Raw genomic sequence first — 14,523 nt, 5'->3', positions numbered from 1 at the left:
GCGTCACGGTAGGACGCCGCCGAGTGACTGGCGAGGACGCCACGCCATGAGCGCCCGGCCGGCGTGGCCGCGAGATGCCTCGCGATCCGGACGGAGGGGGCGCCTCGGGTGAAGTCACCGCGGCGCCGGCGGCCGTCCTCGGGGCGCCGGGACGGAGGGACCGCCGAACGGCCGGATGCACCTGCCCGTTGTGGGTAGGGCTCCGGAAGAAAGGCCCCTCATCCGTGCGAGGTGGTCGTCGTGGGTTGGAGCCGTCAGGGAGTGCGGCTGCCCTTCACCGACCGGGCCGAGGCCGGGCGCCTGCTCGCGGAGGAGCTCGTGCCGCTGCGGCTCGTCGACCCGCTCGTCCTCGCCCTGCCCCGAGGCGGCGTGCCGGTCGGCCGGGAGATCGCGCGCCGCCTGGACGCGCGGCTCGAGGTGCTCGTGACGCGGAAGATCGGCTGTCCGGGCCAGCCGGAGCTGGGCGTCGGCGCGATCGCCGAGGACGGGGAGCCGGTCTTCGACCCCGACCTGATGCACCGCGTGGGACTGACCCGCGCGGACGTCGAGGAGACCGTACGACGTGAGCGGGCCGAACTGGCGCGCCGGGTCACGGCGTACCGGGGGGATCGGGCGCTGCCGTCGGTCAAGGACCGGGACGTCGTGGTGGTCGACGACGGCCTCGCCACGGGAGGGACGGCACGGGCCGCGCTCGCGGCCGTCCGGGCGGGCGAGCCCCGGCGGGTCGTGCTCGCGGTGCCGGTCGGAGCCGCGCAGACGGTGAAGGCGCTCGCCGCGGACGCCGACGAGATCGTGGTGCTGGCCGCCCCCTGGACGTTCCGCGCGGTGGGCCAGTGGTACGTGCGCTTCGACCAGCTGTCCGATGACGACGTGCAACGGCTGCTGTGAAGGCCCGCCCGCCGAACGTCCTTCCGCGGCCGCCTCGGGGTGGCCGAGAACACGTCCGGGGGGCCTGTCCGGGCCTGCGCCGTGGCGGCCGCGGCGCTGGTCACGGCGGCCGCGCGGCCGGACGGCGCCGCCGCGGTGGTGCCCCGCGGCGGCGCCCGGATCTCGCGGCAGGCTTCAGCGGTCGTACGTGCGCCTACACTGTTCAATCGTGGGCGGACGCGACCTGAGAGCGCTGTCGCCGAACGAGCGGGCGACCGCGCGGACGACGACCGAGACGGCGATCGTGGTGTTGCCCGGCGCGGGGCGGCGATCGCCGAAGCCGGGCGCACTCGATGAGGTCGCCCGGCTCGCGGAAGATCAGATCACCCGCCACGTGAAGGGGTGAAGATTCTGGATTGCTCGGCGCTCACGCCGTTCGGCCCGGAATCCCCGGGCCGGGGTCGCGCACCGCAGGTAGCGGAGGGAACGCTACGCGGCGTTGGCGCGACGCATGCGACGGCGACGCTCGGAGGCGCGCTCGTCTTCGTTCAGACCGCCCCACGTGCCGTACTTCTCGGGCCGGGAGACGGCGTAGTCAAGACACTCGTTGCGCACGGGGCAGCGCATGCAGACGGCCTTGGCCTTACGCTCGCGGATCTCACGCTCCGGCTGACGCTCTCCGTCGGGGCCGAAGAACAGGATGAGGTCCTCCCCCCGGCACTCGGCAGCGTCCTGCCAGCCCCAGCTGGGACGGGGGAGGTTTGCCTGCCGACGTACCTGAGCCATAGAACTACCACCTCGTAGCTTGCTGGTGAGCAAATTTCGGTCACGGGCGCTACAGCAGTAAGAAGCGCGCAAAATCTTGCAACGTCTTGAAGCGCCGTGATGTTCCCCGAGAGCCGCCGTGTCCTCACGGGAACGGCGAATAGGGCCTCGGAGAGGCTACACGAGGGCCGCCCCGTTGAGAAGGGCCATCCCCCTTTTAACATACGTGGCGAGGTTCTCCGAACATCCCGCGCCGCACGGGCCGGGGTCGGTCCGCTCCACCTGGACGCGGTATCTCTCCTGGCCGGCGCGCACGACGGCGGTGTCGGCGACCATCGACTCCACCGTGACGTCGTCCACCGCGAGGATCCCGGTGTGCGCCCGCACGAAGTGCTCGGCGGCCTGCACCGGCTCGGGCAGGCCGGCCCGGCCACGGTAGCGGTCGAGCACGACCTCCCCTCCGTGGTACGCCGTCACGGCGGCCACCGCGCGCCGTTGGTCCAGGTCGCCGTAGTACAGGCCGTGCGGCAGGCAGACGAGGTTGGCGGCGTAGCGGTCGCCGCCCACATGTGTGGTTTCCCACACTTGTGATCCGAAGCGCTCGCGCAGGGCGCGGGCCAGCGGCGCGCCGGTCCGCGCGCAGCAGGCGTTCCGGCGGCCGTGGGTGCAGACGAGCAGGAGCGGGCCCGCCACCGGCCGGCCGAGGCCGGGTGGCCGGCCGGCCGCCACGGCCGCCAGGTCGAGGCCGGCCAGTTCGGCCGGGTCGGCGAGTTCACGGCCCTCCAGCCAGGGAGTCACGGGCCGGCCGTCAGGGGCTGTGTCGCCGGAGAAGCCGGTGTAGACCCACAGCGGAGGCGTCCGGCGCCGCCGGCGGGGGGCACGGATGAACTGGGCGCGTACGCCGTGCCGCGCGGCCCGGCGGAGCGCGTCGGCGACCGGTCCCGGCAGGTCGGCGTCCTCGACGTACTCGGCCCACGGGCCGGGATGCTCGATGAGCAGCCACGAGCGCGCCCCGGTGGTGGCGCTGGCCAGGCACGGGCGCTCCCCCGTGTGACTTCCGGGACAGTGTGCGCAGCGGTGGTCCGCCAAGGGGTCCCCTGTCGATCGGCTGGTCGGAAATGGTCGCGCCACCTTATTAGGTGAGACTAACCTAACTCCAATCGGCCGGCTACGTGCGCAATGGATCGAGAAGGCCGTGGTAAAGCGCCGGTTACGCGGACTTGAACAGCTGCGCGGAGCCCGCCGGTGCCCGGGATCCCGGGCGCCGGTGGGCTCCGCGGCGTCTAGAGTGTCGGGGGCCGCCGCCCGACGATCAACGCGCCGGCGCGGCCGGTGACCGCCGACCAGGGACGGCCGCGCGCCGTGCCCTCCGAAGAACCGATGGAGTTCGTGATGCGCTTGCCGGCGCTCGCAGCGGGTGCGACGGGTGCGGCCCTGCTGCTCGCCATGGCCGGCGACGGCACGCGCCCCGCGCCGAAGGCGGCGTCGGAGGCGCCCGCGATCGAGGCCGGCGCCTCCGGCTGCGGCACCGGGCGGGTCCCGCTGCGGCCGGGCCGGCAGGACCTGCCGCTGCGCAACAACGGCAACACGTCGACGAACGTCACCCTCATCGACCCCGGCAACGGCGCGGTCTACGCCGAGCTGGAGGGCGTCGGCCCCGGGACCGTCCGCGTGCTGCGGATCGCCCTCGGCCCCGGCTCGTACGCCTTCCGCTGCGCGCAGGACGGGCCCGGCGACCCGGTCACCGGTCCCATGACGCGGATCATCGGCCCCGGAGGCGGCACGCCGGGGATCGTCCCGGTCTCCGAGAACGACCTGTACGCGCCGGCGCGCGCCTACCAGGCGTACGTCTCCACCGGCCTCGACCGCCTGGTCGCCCGGACCGACGCCCTGCGGTCCGCCGTCGACGACGGTGATCTCGACGCGGCGCGGGCCGCCTGGACGCCGGCGCACCTGGCCTACGAGCGTCTCGGGGCGGCGTACGGCACGTTCGGCGACTTCGACGGCCGGATCGACGGCCTTCCGGCGGGGTTGCCCGCCGGGGTGCGCGACCCGGGTTTCACCGGGTTCCACCGCGTGGAGTACGGCCTGTGGCACGGCGAGTCCGCCGCCTCGCTGGCCGGCGTCGCCGACCGTCTCGCCCGGGACGTCCGCGCCCTGCGGTCCGCGTGGCCCGACGAGCGCATGGAACCCGGCGACCTGCCGCTGCGCGCGCACGAGATCCTGGAGAACACCCTGCAGTTCCAGCTCACCGGCGAGGCCGACCAGGGCAGCGGCACGACGCTGCGGACCGCCGCCGCCAACCTCGAGGGCACCCGGGAGCTCGTCGACCTGCTCCGCCCGTTGCTGCGGCCCCGTTACGCGGGCCTGGCCGGGGTCGACGCCTCGATGGACCGGATGGCCGCCCTGCTGAAAGGACACTCGTCGGTCGACACGCTCTCGCGCGCCGACCGCGAGCGCCTCAACGGCGCGGTGGGAGAACTCCTCGAACGCCTCGCCCCGATCGCCACGATCTGCGCGCCCCGACGTCGCCCCCAGGGAGCGGGATGATGCCCTCCGACCGCCGATCCTTCCTGCGCGGCGCCCTGGCCGCCGGCGTGGCCGGCGCCGTCGCCGGCCCCTCCGCCGCCGGTGCGGCCGCCGGAGCCGCCCCGTCCGGCCGGACCGCGGCGCGCGCCTTTCACGGAGCGCACCAGGCCGGCATCCTCGAACCGGTCAGGCGGCGGACCGTCGTCGTGTCGTTCGACGTCGTCGCCGACGGCCGCCGCGAGCTGACCGAGCTGTTCCGCGGCCTGACCGACCGCGCCCGCGCGCTCACCGCCGGCGGCACGCCCGTCGACGCCGGGATCAGCGCGCCGCCCGCCGACTCCGGGGTGCTCGGCCCCGACGTGCCCGGAGCCGGGCTCATGATGACCGTCGGCGTCGGCGCGTCCCTGTTCGACGACCGGTACGGGCTGGCGGCCCGGAGGCCGCCCGGCCTGACGCCGATGCGGACCTTCCCCAATGACTCGCTCGACCCCGCCTGGTGCCACGGCGACCTGAGCGTGCAACTGTCCGCGGACGACGAGGACACGGTCGTGCACGCGCTCCGCGACGTCGCCCGGCACACGCGCGGCGCCATGCAGGTGCGGTGGCGGATCAACGGCTTCTCCAGCCCGCCGCGGCCCAGCGGCACGCCGCGCAACCTCATGGGCTTCAAGGACGGCATCGCGAGTCCCGACGTGACGGACGCCCGGGAGATGAACCGTCTGGTCTGGGCCGCCCCCGGTACGACCGGCCACGGCCGGAGCGCTCCGGAGCCGGCGTGGACGGCGGGCGGCTCATACGTCGTGATCCGGCTCATCCGGATGCTCGTGGAGTTCTGGGACCGGGTGGGGCTGACCGAGCAGGAGCAGATGTTCGGCCGGGCGCGGGACACCGGCGCCCCCCTCGACGGGAACCACGAGTTCGACGAGCCCCGGTACGCCGACGACCCGATCGGCAAGGTCATCCCGCTGACGAGCCACATCCGGCGGGCCAACCCGCGGACGTCGCAGAGCGCCGACAGCCGGATCCTGCGCCGCAGCTTCAACTACGACCGGAGCGTGGACGCGGTCGGCGACCTCGACATGGGCCTGATCTTCAGCTGCTACCAGCAGGACATCGCCCGGCAGTTCGAGGCGGTGCAGGGCCGGCTGGCGGACGAGCCGCTCACCGACTACATCCGGCCGTTCGGCGGCGGCTACTTCTTCGCGCTGCCCGGCGTCCGCGACACGAGTGACTTCTTCGCCCGCGCCCTCCTGAGCTGATCCCCCCACCAGCCCCACAGTGGTCAAAATCGGTCATTGACGGGACAGACGCCCCCGAGATCAGATAAAGATCGTCTAAAGAGATTTGAAGCATCCATGGCGCCCTGTTCACCTGTGCGTCACCGTACGTCAGCGTGATCGTCGTCGCGGCTCGATGGGATCCCGGCTGAGCCGGGACTCCGTCGGAGGACCGGTGTTTCACAACTTCAGGAGGCAACAGGATGGGTCCCGGAAAGTGGAAGGGCCGACGGTCCGCGCTGATCGCCGGATCGGTGGCCGCGGCCGGAGCGCTCGCGCTGGCCACGGTGCCGAGCTGGGCGAGCGGCGGCGGGCGGCAGGAGCCCGCCTCGCTGACCGCGGCCGAGACGCAGGTCCGCACCGCCACGCCGATCCAGCACGTCGTCGTACTCTTCGGCGAGAACAACTCCTTTGACCACTACTTCGGCACGTACCCGAACGCGGCCAACACCGACGGCACGAAGTTCACCGCGAAGCGGCGCACGCCTCGCGTCGACGGGCTGACGAAGAAGCTGCTCAAGGACAACCCGAACCAGTACGACCCGAAGCGCCTCACCCACGAGCAGCCGCTGACCTGCGACCAGGACCACGGGTACGGGTCCGAGCAGAAGGCCGTCAACGGCGGCAAGATGGACAAGTTCGTCGAGTACACCGAGAAGGACAAGTGCACCGGACAGCCCCCGCTGTTCGGCGAGCCGGGCCTGGTGATGGACTACTACGACGGCAACACCGTCACCGCGCTGTGGAACTACGCGCAGAACTACGCGATGAGCGACAACTCGTGGGACACGGTCTTCGGCCCGTCCTCCCCCGGGGCGATCAACCTCGTCTCCGGCCAGACGCACGGCGTCTACGCCGTCGACCCGAAGACGCACCAGAAGGTCAGCGACTCTTACGTCGTGCAGTCGCCGGACAAGGACGGCGTCGGCACGATGATCAACGACCCGGACCCGGCGTTCGACGACTGCTCGGGCAACAACCACACGTCCAAGAACAACCTGGCCGTGATGACCGGCAGGAACGTCGGTGACCTGCTCAACGAGAAGAAGGTCACCTGGGGCTGGTTCCAGGGCGGCTTCCGCCCGACCGGCACGGCCAACGGCTACGCCGTCTGCGGCTCGACGCACAAGAACGTCGGCGGGATCACCCAGACCGACTACAACCCGCACCACGAGCCGTTCCAGTACTACAAGTCGACGGCGAACGAGAAGCACCTGCCGCCGTCCTCGGTGGCGGCGATCGGCCACACCGACCAGGCCAACCACCAGTACGACCTGGCCGACTTCGACGCCGCGCTGACGGCCGGGAACCTGCCCGCCGTCAGCTTCCTCAAGGCCGCCAACTACCAGGACGGCCACGCGGGCTACTCCGACCCGCTGGACGAGCAGCAGTTCTACGTGAACACGATCAACAAGCTCCAGCAGTCGCCGGAGTGGAAGTCCACCGCGGTCGTCATCGCCTACGACGACTCCGACGGCTGGTACGACCACAAGGCCCCGCGGATCCTCAACGGTTCGGCGGACGCCGCGCAGGACACGACGCTGTGCGGCAAGGCCAAGATGGCCGGCGGCTACCAGGACCGCTGCGGCCCGAGCCAGCGCCTCCCGCTCCTCGTGATCTCGCCGTTCGCGAAGGTCAACCACGTCGACCACCGCTACGTCGAGCAGACCTCGGTGCTGAAGTTCATCGAGGACAACTGGGGCGTCGGCCGGATCGGTGACGCGTCGTTCGACCAGCGGGCCGGGAGCCTGGGCGGCATGTTCGACTTCCACCGCCCCCGCGCGGGCCGTCTGATCCTCGACCCGAAGACCGGCGCCCCGGTCTCCGGCTGAGCGGACGTCTCACTCTCGGAGCTCCGAGACCACCACAACCTGGAAGCCCCCGCCTCGGCGGGGGCTTCCGCCATCTCCGGGCGGAGGCCGTCAGGGCTCGCGGCCGGGGGCGGGGGCCTCGTCCTCCAGGCGGGCGCGCGAGGTGAACTCCCCGGGCCAGAGCTTGTCGACCTCGGCGTTCAGCGCCGCGCCGATCAGGACGGCCAGCGCGGTGACGTACAGCCAGGCGAGTACGGCGATGGCCGCGCCCAGCGACCCGTACACCGACACGGCCGTCGTCGAGCCGTCCAGGTAGAGCCGCAGCACGAGGCTGCCGAGCCCCCAGATGGCCAGGGCGGTGATTCCGCCGGGCACCTCCCGCCACCAGGCCGTCCGCACGGGGACGCTCAGGTGGTAGAGCAGCGCCAGGAAGATGACCGCGACGATGACGAGGATCGGCCAGTAGAGGAGACGCACGACCACGGCGCCGGCCGGGACCCAGTGCAGCACCAGGGTCGGCCCGGCGACCAGCACGGGGATGACGATCAGCCCGACGCCGAGCCCCGCGATGTAGAGGAAGAACGCTCGCAGGCGGGTACGGATCACGCCGCGCACACCGGACAGGCCGTGCGCGATCGTGATCGTGTCGACGTAGACGTTCAGCGCGCGGGAGCCGGCCCACAGGGAGATGAGGAAGCTCAGCGAGACGATCCCGACCTTGCCGCCGCGCAGCACCTCGTCCAGGAGGGGCTCGACGACGGACTTGACGGTCTGCTCGGTGAGCACGGTCTGGGCGCGGTCCAGGACCCAGTCGTGGGTCTCCCTGACCGTCGTGGCGCCGAACAGGTTGCGGAAGTGCCCGATCAGGCCGATCAGGCCGAGCGCCAGGGGCGGCAGCGACAGGAGCGTGAAGAACGCCGCCTCCGCGGCCAGCCCGGTCACCCGGTAGCGGAACGCCGACAGGGTGGTGCCCCGGACGACCTGCCATACGGCGGAGCGCATCCGTGCCACGGCGGACGACCCGGCAGCGCCCGTCGAAGCATCGGAGGCGGTGGTCATGAGGATCTACCGTAGGGGCTCACGGAGCCGGTACGCGGCATGACGCTCATCTCGCCGATCACCTTCGGCCGGTCGCCGCGGCCCCGCGCCGGGGGCCGGGATCCCCGTCCGGAGCGGAGAACCGAAGGCTCCCCCTTGAGATGACCTGGTCGGCGCGGCGGACGCATCAGGCGAATGTGACGATCATCACATCTCGGGCGAACCGGCCGGCGGCCGACCGGTGCCGGGCGGTCCGGCGAACGCCTGCGCGATCTCCATCCACTCCTCCGCGACCGGCCCGGCGACCGTGAGGTCGACGTCGGCACGATTCCGTCGTTGCGTGACGAGCAGGCAGAAGTCGAGCGCCGGGCCGCGTACGACGTCCGCGGCGTCCTCCGGCCCGGCGGCCCAGGCACCGCCGCCGGGGAGGGTGAGCTCCACCCGTACGGGCGCCTGCGGCGCCGGCCGGCCGTGGACGACGAAGCTCCACTGCAGGGTCCGCACGCCGATCTGGGCGACGTGACGGAGCCGATCGGTCGGCTCGCGCCGGACGCCGACGGCGTCGGCCACGTCCTGGCCGTGCGCCCACGTCTCCATCAGGCGGGCGGTGGTGAACGAGGCCGCCCCCATGTCGGGGCCGTACCAGGGGATCCGCGCCTTCGGACCCAGCGCGGTCAGGGCGCCGGCCAGCCGGCCGCGGGCCGCACGGAACCAGTCCAGGACCTCCTCGCCGGGCATGGACCGCCGTTCCGCGACGATCCGGTCCGTGTCGAAGCCCTCCTCGACCAGCCGGCGGACCTCGGCGCGGAAGGCCTCGGGATCGGTCACGGCGCGTACGGCGGCATCGTCGAACCAGGCCAGGTGGGTCACCTGGTCGCGTACGGTCCAGCCCGCCGCGGGGGTCGGCAGGTCCCAGACCTCCGGCCCCAGCAGGCACTCGAGGTCGCGCGTCTCCGCCCGCAGGTCGGTCAGCAGCTGATCCATCAGGATTTGCAACAGCGAAACGTCGCCTCCATGCAATGGCGAAATGCCGTCTCTGGCCGGTTTGCTCTCTGGTCTCCCCACCGGTTTTCCTTTCTCCTGCATACCAGATAGGCGACGCTGTTATAAGTGATCGTGTGACTCGTCAGGTGCGTTCCCGCGGCGCGGCATATGACTTCGGACACCACATGGTGTGGTGCCCGAAGCATGGCCGTCCGGCCCCTCCGCCTTCGGACGTGCGTGGAGAAGCTGATCTGCGCCAGGCCGACGAGCATGAGCGGAAGATCGAGACGCAGTTTGAGCATGCCCCCGAAGGGAGGGGGCGTGCGTAGGTCCTACAAGTTCTTGCTGCGCCCGACCCGGCACCAGCAGATCGCGCTCGCCGCTTGTCTCGAGGACCATCGGCAGCTCTACAACGCGGCCCTTGAGCACCGCCGTACCGCCTACCGCAAGGCGGGTGTGACGGTTCGGTACGGCGACCAGTCGGGGGATCTGAAGCACATCCGTGCCGACGACCCCGCCGGACAGGGCCGGTGGTCGTTCTCCTCCCAGCAGGCCACGCTGCGGCGGTTGGACAAGGCGTTTGCCGCGTTCTTTCGCCGCCTTAAGGCCGGGCACAAGCCAGGTTTCCCCCGGTTCAAAGGGCGCGGCTGGTTCGATTCCGTCGAGTGGCCAAAAGACGGCGACCGCTGCCGGTGGGATTCCCAACCCGAGCATCCGACGGCGACGTACATGCGGTTGCAGGGCATCGGGCATATCCGCGTGCATCAGCACCGCCCTGTGCGCGGTCGGGTAAAGACGATCGCGGTTAGACGTGACGGCGACCTGGTTCTTGACGGTCCTCGCGCACGAGGCTGAAAGCGCCGGTCGCGAGCTGATCGCCATCGAGCCCCACAACACCTCCCGCCTCTGTTCGCGTTGCGGGCACTGTGCGGCAGACAACCGCCTCACCCAGGCCAAGTTCGCCTGCAGAGGGTGCGGGCACGCCACGCACGCCGATGTGAACGCGGCGATCGACATCTTGAGGGCAGGGCTTGCCCTTCGCGAAACTGCGCAAGCAGCCTAGCGAGAAGCCGCTCCCTTCAGGGAGCGGAGGAGTCACCGCCACGGCCACGGGCCCAGCGTACAGAACGATGTTCGGTCCAGTCCGTACGCGCGAGCCCCCGGTGGGGCGGTGAACAGGCTCTGAGTGGGCACAATGGACACGTGATCTGCGAAGCGTGTCGTGAGCGGCGGCACGACGAGTGCCGTGGCGGCACATGGTGCGACTGCCAGCACCTGCCGCCCGAGTCCGACGGCCCCGAGGAGCAGCGGTCCGAACCCGGCGAGGGCTCCGAGCCGGGCATCAACTGGCTCCGGCAGGGCTGAGATCCGACCAATGCGACGTCCGTCCGCATTTCGGACATGGTTGGACAGTCATCGAACCACATGTCATCATCGATACATGGCTGCTGCGGATCCGTTGCTGGTTATGCGCCGGCACGTCGACTTTCTCCGTGTGGGCAGCGCCATCTGTCGCTGACACCTGATCACCGCCACTGCCTCAAGGGCGCGCGGTATGCCGGTGTCATTCCCCAAAGCTCAGCGTTGAGCCAGCAGTGCGATCTGCCGGCGTGCTTCGCGTCCCCCACGACCACGGAGGACGCGCACGATGCCATCCCGTCTGCAGCGGAAACGAGGCGAGGGCCAGTGGGCCCTGGGCTACCGTGAACCGCTCAACAAGAACGAAGAGAACAAGAAGAACGACGACGGCCTGAACGTCCGCCGTCGCATCATCGACGTCTACGCCAAGGGCGGCTTCGACTCCATCGACCCCGCGGACCTGCGGGGCCGGTTCCGCTGGTACGGCCTGTACACCCAGCGCCGGCCCGGCATCGACGGCGGCAAGACGGCGGTCCTCGAGCCCGAGGAGCTCGACGACCGCTACTTCATGCTGCGCGTCCGCATCGACGGCGGCCAGCTGAACCTCGACCAGCTCCGGACGATCGCCGACGTGTCGTCGAAGTACGCCCGTGGCACCGCGGACATCACCGACCGGCAGAACATCCAGCTGCACTGGGTCGAGATCGAGAACGTCCCGGCCATCTGGGAGGCCCTGGAGTCGGTCGGGCTGCACACGACCGAGGCCTGCGGCGACACGCCACGGGTCATCCTCGGCTGCCCGCTCGCCGGGATCGACGCGGACGAGGTCATCGACGCGACGCCGCAGCTCCGCGACATCCACGACCGGTACATCGGCCACCCGGACTTCTCCAACCTGCCGCGGAAGTTCAAGACGGCGCTGTCCGGCTGCACGGCCCAGTGCACGATCCATGAGATCAACGACATCGCGTTCGTCGGCGTGGTCAATGACGAGGGCGAGGCCGGCTACGACCTCTGGGCGGGCGGTGGTCTGTCCACGAACCCGATGTTCGCCAAGCGGCTGGGCGCGTTCGTCCGGCCGGACCAGGTCCACGAGGTCTGGGCGGGCATCACCGGGATCTTCCGCGACTACGGCTACCGCCGGCTCCGGCACCGCGCCCGGCTCAAGTTCCTCATGAACGACTGGGGCCCGGAGCGGTTCCGCGAGGTCCTGGAGAAGGAGTACCTCGGGTACGCCCTCGCGGACGGTCCCGCGCCCGGCGGACCGCGGGACCAGCGCCGGGACCACGTCGGCATCCACCGGCAGCGCGACGGCCGGTACTACGTCGGCTTCGCGCCGAAGGTCGGGCGGGTCGACGGCGACATCCTCCGCGTCATCGCGGACCTGGCCGAGGAGTACGGCTCCGGACGGGTGCGCACGACGACCGAGCAGAAGATGGTCATCCTGGACGTTCCGGAGGAGCGGACCGAGGAGCTGGCCGCCGAGCTGGAGGCCCACGACCTGCGGGTCCGCCCGTCGACGTTCCGCCGCCAGACGATGGCCTGCACCGGCATCGAGTACTGCAAGCTCGCCATCGTCGAGACCAAGCAGCGCGGCATGGACCTGATCGAAGAGCTGGAGCAGCGCCTGCCGGACTTCGCCGAGCCGCTGACGATCAACATCAACGGCTGCCCGAACTCCTGCGCCCGCATCCAGACCGCCGACATCGGGCTGAAGGGCCAGTTGGTCACCGATGCGAACGGTGACCAGGTCGAGGGCTTCCAGGTCCACCTGGGCGGCTCGATCGGGGGGGAGTTCGGCAAGAAGATCCGGGGCCTGAAGACCACCGCCGAGGAACTGCCCGACTACGTGGAGAGGGTGCTGCGCAGGTTCCAGGAGAACAAGGCCGACGGCGAGTCCTTCGCCGCGTGGGTGCAGCGTGCGGAAGAAGGTGACCTGAAGTGACCGAACGAGCCGTCCCCTTCTACTGCCCCTACTGCGGAGACGAGGACCTGGAGCCGTACGAGAGCGACGGCGGCTGGCACTGCCGTGCCTGCACGCGGGCCTTCCGGCTCCGCTTCATCGGGCTCGGCGCGCTCAGCTCGTCGGGTGCTCCCCGAGGGGAGGGCTCGGCATGACGCTCCTGTTCGAACGCCCCACCGCGGCGCTCGACCTCACCGACATCGTCGAGTCGGCTGCGGACGCCCTGGAGGACGCCTCCGCCGAAGAGATCATCCGCTGGTCGATCGCGACGTTCGGCGACCGGATCTGCGTGACGTCGTCCATGAAGGACGCCGTGCTGGTGGACATCGCCTCCAAGGTCCGCCCCGGCATCGACGTGCTGTTCGTCGACACGGGGTACCACTTCGCCGAGACGGTCGGCACCCGCGACGCGGTCGAGGCCGTCTACCCGGTGAACGTCGTGAACGTCACCCCCTCGCGTACCGTCGCCGAGCAGGAGCGCGATCTCGGGCCCCGGCTGTACGGCCGGAACCCGGACCTGTGCTGCCACCTGCGCAAGGTCGAGCCCCTGAACCGTGCCCTCGAGCCGTACCTCGCGTGGATCACGGGGATCCGGCGCGAGGAGACCTCGCACCGGCGCGGCGCGCGCGTGGTCGAGTGGAACGCCGCGCGCGGCAAGGTCAAGGTCAACCCCCTCGCCCGCTGGAGCCAGGCCGACCTGCACGGCTACATCGAGAAGCACGGCATCCTGGTGAACCCGCTGCAGTACGACGGGTACCCCTCCATCGGCTGCGAGCCCTGCACCAAGCAGGTCGCGCCGGGCGAGGACCCGCGCAGCGGACGCTGGGCCGGCACCGGAAAGACCGAATGCGGCATCAACCTGTGAGAGCCGGGAGCAGCCGGGCGGCGGTCCCCCTGGTGGCGGTGGCCCACGGGAGCCGTGATCCACGTGCGGCGGCGACGGTCGAGGAACTTCTTGATCTTGTACGTCGTTCCTCGGGGGTGCGGGTCGTGACCTCGTATCTCGACCACGCTCCCCCCGCACCGGGGCAGGCGCTCGGTGGTCTCGTCGGAGAGGGGGCCGACGAGGCCGTCGTGCTCCCCCTCCTGCTCACGGCCGCCTATCACAGCAAGACCGACATCCCCGGCGCGCTGCGGGAGGCTCGGGCGGCCCACCCGCAGCTGGCGCTGCACTACGGCGCCACGCTCGGCCCCCACCCGCTGATGACGGGCGCCCTGGAACGGCGGCTCGCCGAGGTGGGCGTCCGGCCGGACCCGGAGACGGCCGTGGTGCTCGCCGCGGCCGGCTCCAGCGATCCGGCCGCGAACGCGACGATCGGCCGGATGGCGCGCGACTGGGGCGGCTGGCGCGCCGTCGTCCCCGCGTACGCCTCCGCGGCCCGTCCCACGCCCCCCGAGGCCGTACGCGCGCTGTACGCCGCGGGGGCGCGGCGTGTGGTGGTGGCGTCGTACTTCCTGGCCCCGGGCTTCTTCGCGGACAAGGTGCGGGACGAGTCCCTGGCGGCGGGCGCCGTGGCCGTCTCACCGGCTCTGGGCGCCGCTCCGGAGCTGGCGGAGATCGCCGTGCAGCGCTATCGCGAGGCCCTCGTCCGGGCCGACCTCGTCGCGGCCGCGGGCTGAGCGACCTTCCTCCGGCCGGCCGGACCCCCGCACCGGGCCTCTCCTCCGGCCGCCCGGACCCCGCGCCGGGCCTCTCCGCGGCCGCCGGAACACCGGGCCCGGCGTCTCCTCCCGCCGCCCGGGACGCCGGGCTGAGCGATCTTCTTCGACTGGCCGCGACGCCCTATGCCGTAAGGCTTTTCGGCCCGTCCGCAATTATGATCATTTCCAGGGTTCGTGATTCTTTTTCCTTATCCGGAAATTGATCACGGCAGGCCATGGCGCAATAACGATCACTTATTCCAATGGATCATGTGAGCCATGTCGCAAA

General features: G+C 71.2%; 16 protein-coding genes. 12 read left to right on the top strand and 4 right to left on the bottom strand.

Features of this window, described 5'->3' with window-relative positions:
* The first annotated feature begins 240 nt into the window (after positions 1-240).
* On the top strand, positions 241-888 hold the full coding sequence (locus AB0L00_RS13765; protein ID WP_364432812.1) for a phosphoribosyltransferase family protein: 648 nt from the start codon (positions 241-243) through the stop codon (positions 886-888).
* A gap of 208 nt (positions 889-1,096) precedes the next feature.
* Positions 1,097-1,273 (top strand): hypothetical protein, encoded by a 177-nt coding sequence (locus tag AB0L00_RS13760; RefSeq protein WP_364432809.1) that lies wholly within the window; start codon positions 1,097-1,099, stop codon positions 1,271-1,273.
* Positions 1,274-1,356: 83 nt separating this feature from the next.
* Here the strand turns inward: AB0L00_RS13760 and AB0L00_RS13755 are convergent, their stop codons facing one another.
* On the bottom strand, positions 1,357-1,653 hold the full coding sequence (locus AB0L00_RS13755) for a WhiB family transcriptional regulator (protein ID WP_289848350.1): 297 nt from the start codon (positions 1,651-1,653) through the stop codon (positions 1,357-1,359).
* 156 nt (positions 1,654-1,809) lie between these two features.
* Positions 1,810-2,721: a sucrase ferredoxin gene (locus AB0L00_RS13750; RefSeq protein WP_364432806.1), complete on the bottom strand. Its 912-nt coding sequence runs from the start codon at positions 2,719-2,721 to the stop codon at positions 1,810-1,812.
* Between the two features lie 303 nt (positions 2,722-3,024).
* On the opposite strand from AB0L00_RS13750, the gene AB0L00_RS13745 reads away from it, so the two are divergent.
* From AB0L00_RS13745 to AB0L00_RS13735, 3 genes are all read left to right on the top strand, one after another.
* The gene (locus AB0L00_RS13745; RefSeq protein ID WP_364432804.1) at positions 3,025-4,182 is read left to right on the top strand and encodes an EfeM/EfeO family lipoprotein; all 1,158 of its coding nucleotides are present in this window, start codon (positions 3,025-3,027) and stop codon (positions 4,180-4,182) included.
* The gene (gene efeB, locus AB0L00_RS13740) at positions 4,179-5,420 is read left to right on the top strand and encodes an iron uptake transporter deferrochelatase/peroxidase subunit (protein WP_364432801.1); all 1,242 of its coding nucleotides are present in this window, start codon (positions 4,179-4,181) and stop codon (positions 5,418-5,420) included. Before AB0L00_RS13745 ends, efeB begins: the two co-directional genes overlap by 4 nt.
* A gap of 221 nt (positions 5,421-5,641) precedes the next feature.
* Positions 5,642-7,270, top strand: coding sequence for an alkaline phosphatase family protein (locus AB0L00_RS13735; RefSeq protein ID WP_364432798.1), 1,629 nt, complete (start codon positions 5,642-5,644; stop codon positions 7,268-7,270).
* Between the two features lie 90 nt (positions 7,271-7,360).
* Here AB0L00_RS13735 and AB0L00_RS13730 read toward each other — a convergent pair whose 3' ends face one another.
* Both AB0L00_RS13730 and AB0L00_RS13725 read right to left on the bottom strand, forming a co-directional pair.
* Positions 7,361-8,308, bottom strand: coding sequence for a YihY/virulence factor BrkB family protein (locus tag AB0L00_RS13730; protein WP_364432795.1), 948 nt, complete (start codon positions 8,306-8,308; stop codon positions 7,361-7,363).
* 186 nt (positions 8,309-8,494) lie between these two features.
* Entirely contained in the window at positions 8,495-9,271 is a 777-nt protein-coding gene (locus AB0L00_RS13725) for a TIGR03084 family metal-binding protein (RefSeq protein WP_364432792.1), read from the bottom strand.
* Positions 9,272-9,592: 321 nt separating this feature from the next.
* Here AB0L00_RS13725 and AB0L00_RS13720 point away from each other — a divergent pair, with 321 nt between their 5' ends.
* The 7 genes from AB0L00_RS13720 (at position 9,593) to AB0L00_RS13690 (ending at position 14,213) form a co-directional block, all read left to right on the top strand.
* Positions 9,593-10,126, top strand: coding sequence for a transposase (locus AB0L00_RS13720; RefSeq protein ID WP_364432789.1), 534 nt, complete (start codon positions 9,593-9,595; stop codon positions 10,124-10,126).
* Positions 10,083-10,334, top strand: coding sequence for a zinc ribbon domain-containing protein (locus AB0L00_RS13715; RefSeq protein WP_364432786.1), 252 nt, complete (start codon positions 10,083-10,085; stop codon positions 10,332-10,334). Before AB0L00_RS13720 ends, AB0L00_RS13715 begins: the two co-directional genes overlap by 44 nt.
* Positions 10,335-10,474: 140 nt before the next feature.
* The gene (locus AB0L00_RS13710) at positions 10,475-10,636 is read left to right on the top strand and encodes a hypothetical protein (RefSeq protein ID WP_364432783.1); all 162 of its coding nucleotides are present in this window, start codon (positions 10,475-10,477) and stop codon (positions 10,634-10,636) included.
* 283 nt (positions 10,637-10,919) lie between these two features.
* Positions 10,920-12,575, top strand: coding sequence for a nitrite/sulfite reductase (locus AB0L00_RS13705; RefSeq protein ID WP_364432781.1), 1,656 nt, complete (start codon positions 10,920-10,922; stop codon positions 12,573-12,575).
* Positions 12,572-12,748 (top strand): Insertion element protein, encoded by a 177-nt coding sequence (locus AB0L00_RS13700; RefSeq protein WP_364432778.1) that lies wholly within the window; start codon positions 12,572-12,574, stop codon positions 12,746-12,748. Before AB0L00_RS13705 ends, AB0L00_RS13700 begins: the two co-directional genes overlap by 4 nt.
* Entirely contained in the window at positions 12,745-13,458 is a 714-nt protein-coding gene (locus AB0L00_RS13695; RefSeq protein WP_364432775.1) for a phosphoadenylyl-sulfate reductase, read from the top strand. Before AB0L00_RS13700 ends, AB0L00_RS13695 begins: the two co-directional genes overlap by 4 nt.
* Positions 13,440-14,213 carry a sirohydrochlorin chelatase gene (locus tag AB0L00_RS13690; protein ID WP_364432772.1) on the top strand — a complete coding sequence of 258 codons (774 nt, stop codon included), beginning with the start codon at positions 13,440-13,442 and terminating at the stop codon, positions 14,211-14,213. The genes AB0L00_RS13695 and AB0L00_RS13690 overlap by 19 nt, the downstream gene beginning before the upstream one ends.
* Positions 14,214-14,523: the final 310 nt, after the last annotated feature.

It is taken from the genome of Actinoallomurus sp. NPDC052308 (genome assembly GCF_040679195.1).
GTDB lineage: Bacteria > Actinomycetota > Actinomycetes > Streptosporangiales > Streptosporangiaceae > Actinoallomurus > Actinoallomurus liliacearum.
Note: the sequence above shows the minus strand (reverse complement) of the source record. Positions and strands in the feature narration are given on the sequence as shown.

Coding starts and splice junctions, on each gene's coding strand:
- AB0L00_RS13755 (WP_289848350.1), bottom strand. CDS start 1,653: ATGGCTCAGGTACGTCGGCAGGCAAACCTCCCCCGTCCCAGCTGGGGC.
- AB0L00_RS13745 (WP_364432804.1), top strand. CDS start 3,025: ATGCGCTTGCCGGCGCTCGCAGCGGGTGCGACGGGTGCGGCCCTGCTG.
- efeB (WP_364432801.1), top strand. CDS start 4,179: ATGATGCCCTCCGACCGCCGATCCTTCCTGCGCGGCGCCCTGGCCGCC.
- AB0L00_RS13735 (WP_364432798.1), top strand. CDS start 5,642: ATGGGTCCCGGAAAGTGGAAGGGCCGACGGTCCGCGCTGATCGCCGGA.
- AB0L00_RS13730 (WP_364432795.1), bottom strand. CDS start 8,308: ATGACCACCGCCTCCGATGCTTCGACGGGCGCTGCCGGGTCGTCCGCC.
- AB0L00_RS13725 (WP_364432792.1), bottom strand. CDS start 9,271: ATGGATCAGCTGCTGACCGACCTGCGGGCGGAGACGCGCGACCTCGAG.
- AB0L00_RS13705 (WP_364432781.1), top strand. CDS start 10,920: ATGCCATCCCGTCTGCAGCGGAAACGAGGCGAGGGCCAGTGGGCCCTG.
- AB0L00_RS13695 (WP_364432775.1), top strand. CDS start 12,745: ATGACGCTCCTGTTCGAACGCCCCACCGCGGCGCTCGACCTCACCGAC.
- AB0L00_RS13690 (WP_364432772.1), top strand. CDS start 13,440: ATGCGGCATCAACCTGTGAGAGCCGGGAGCAGCCGGGCGGCGGTCCCC.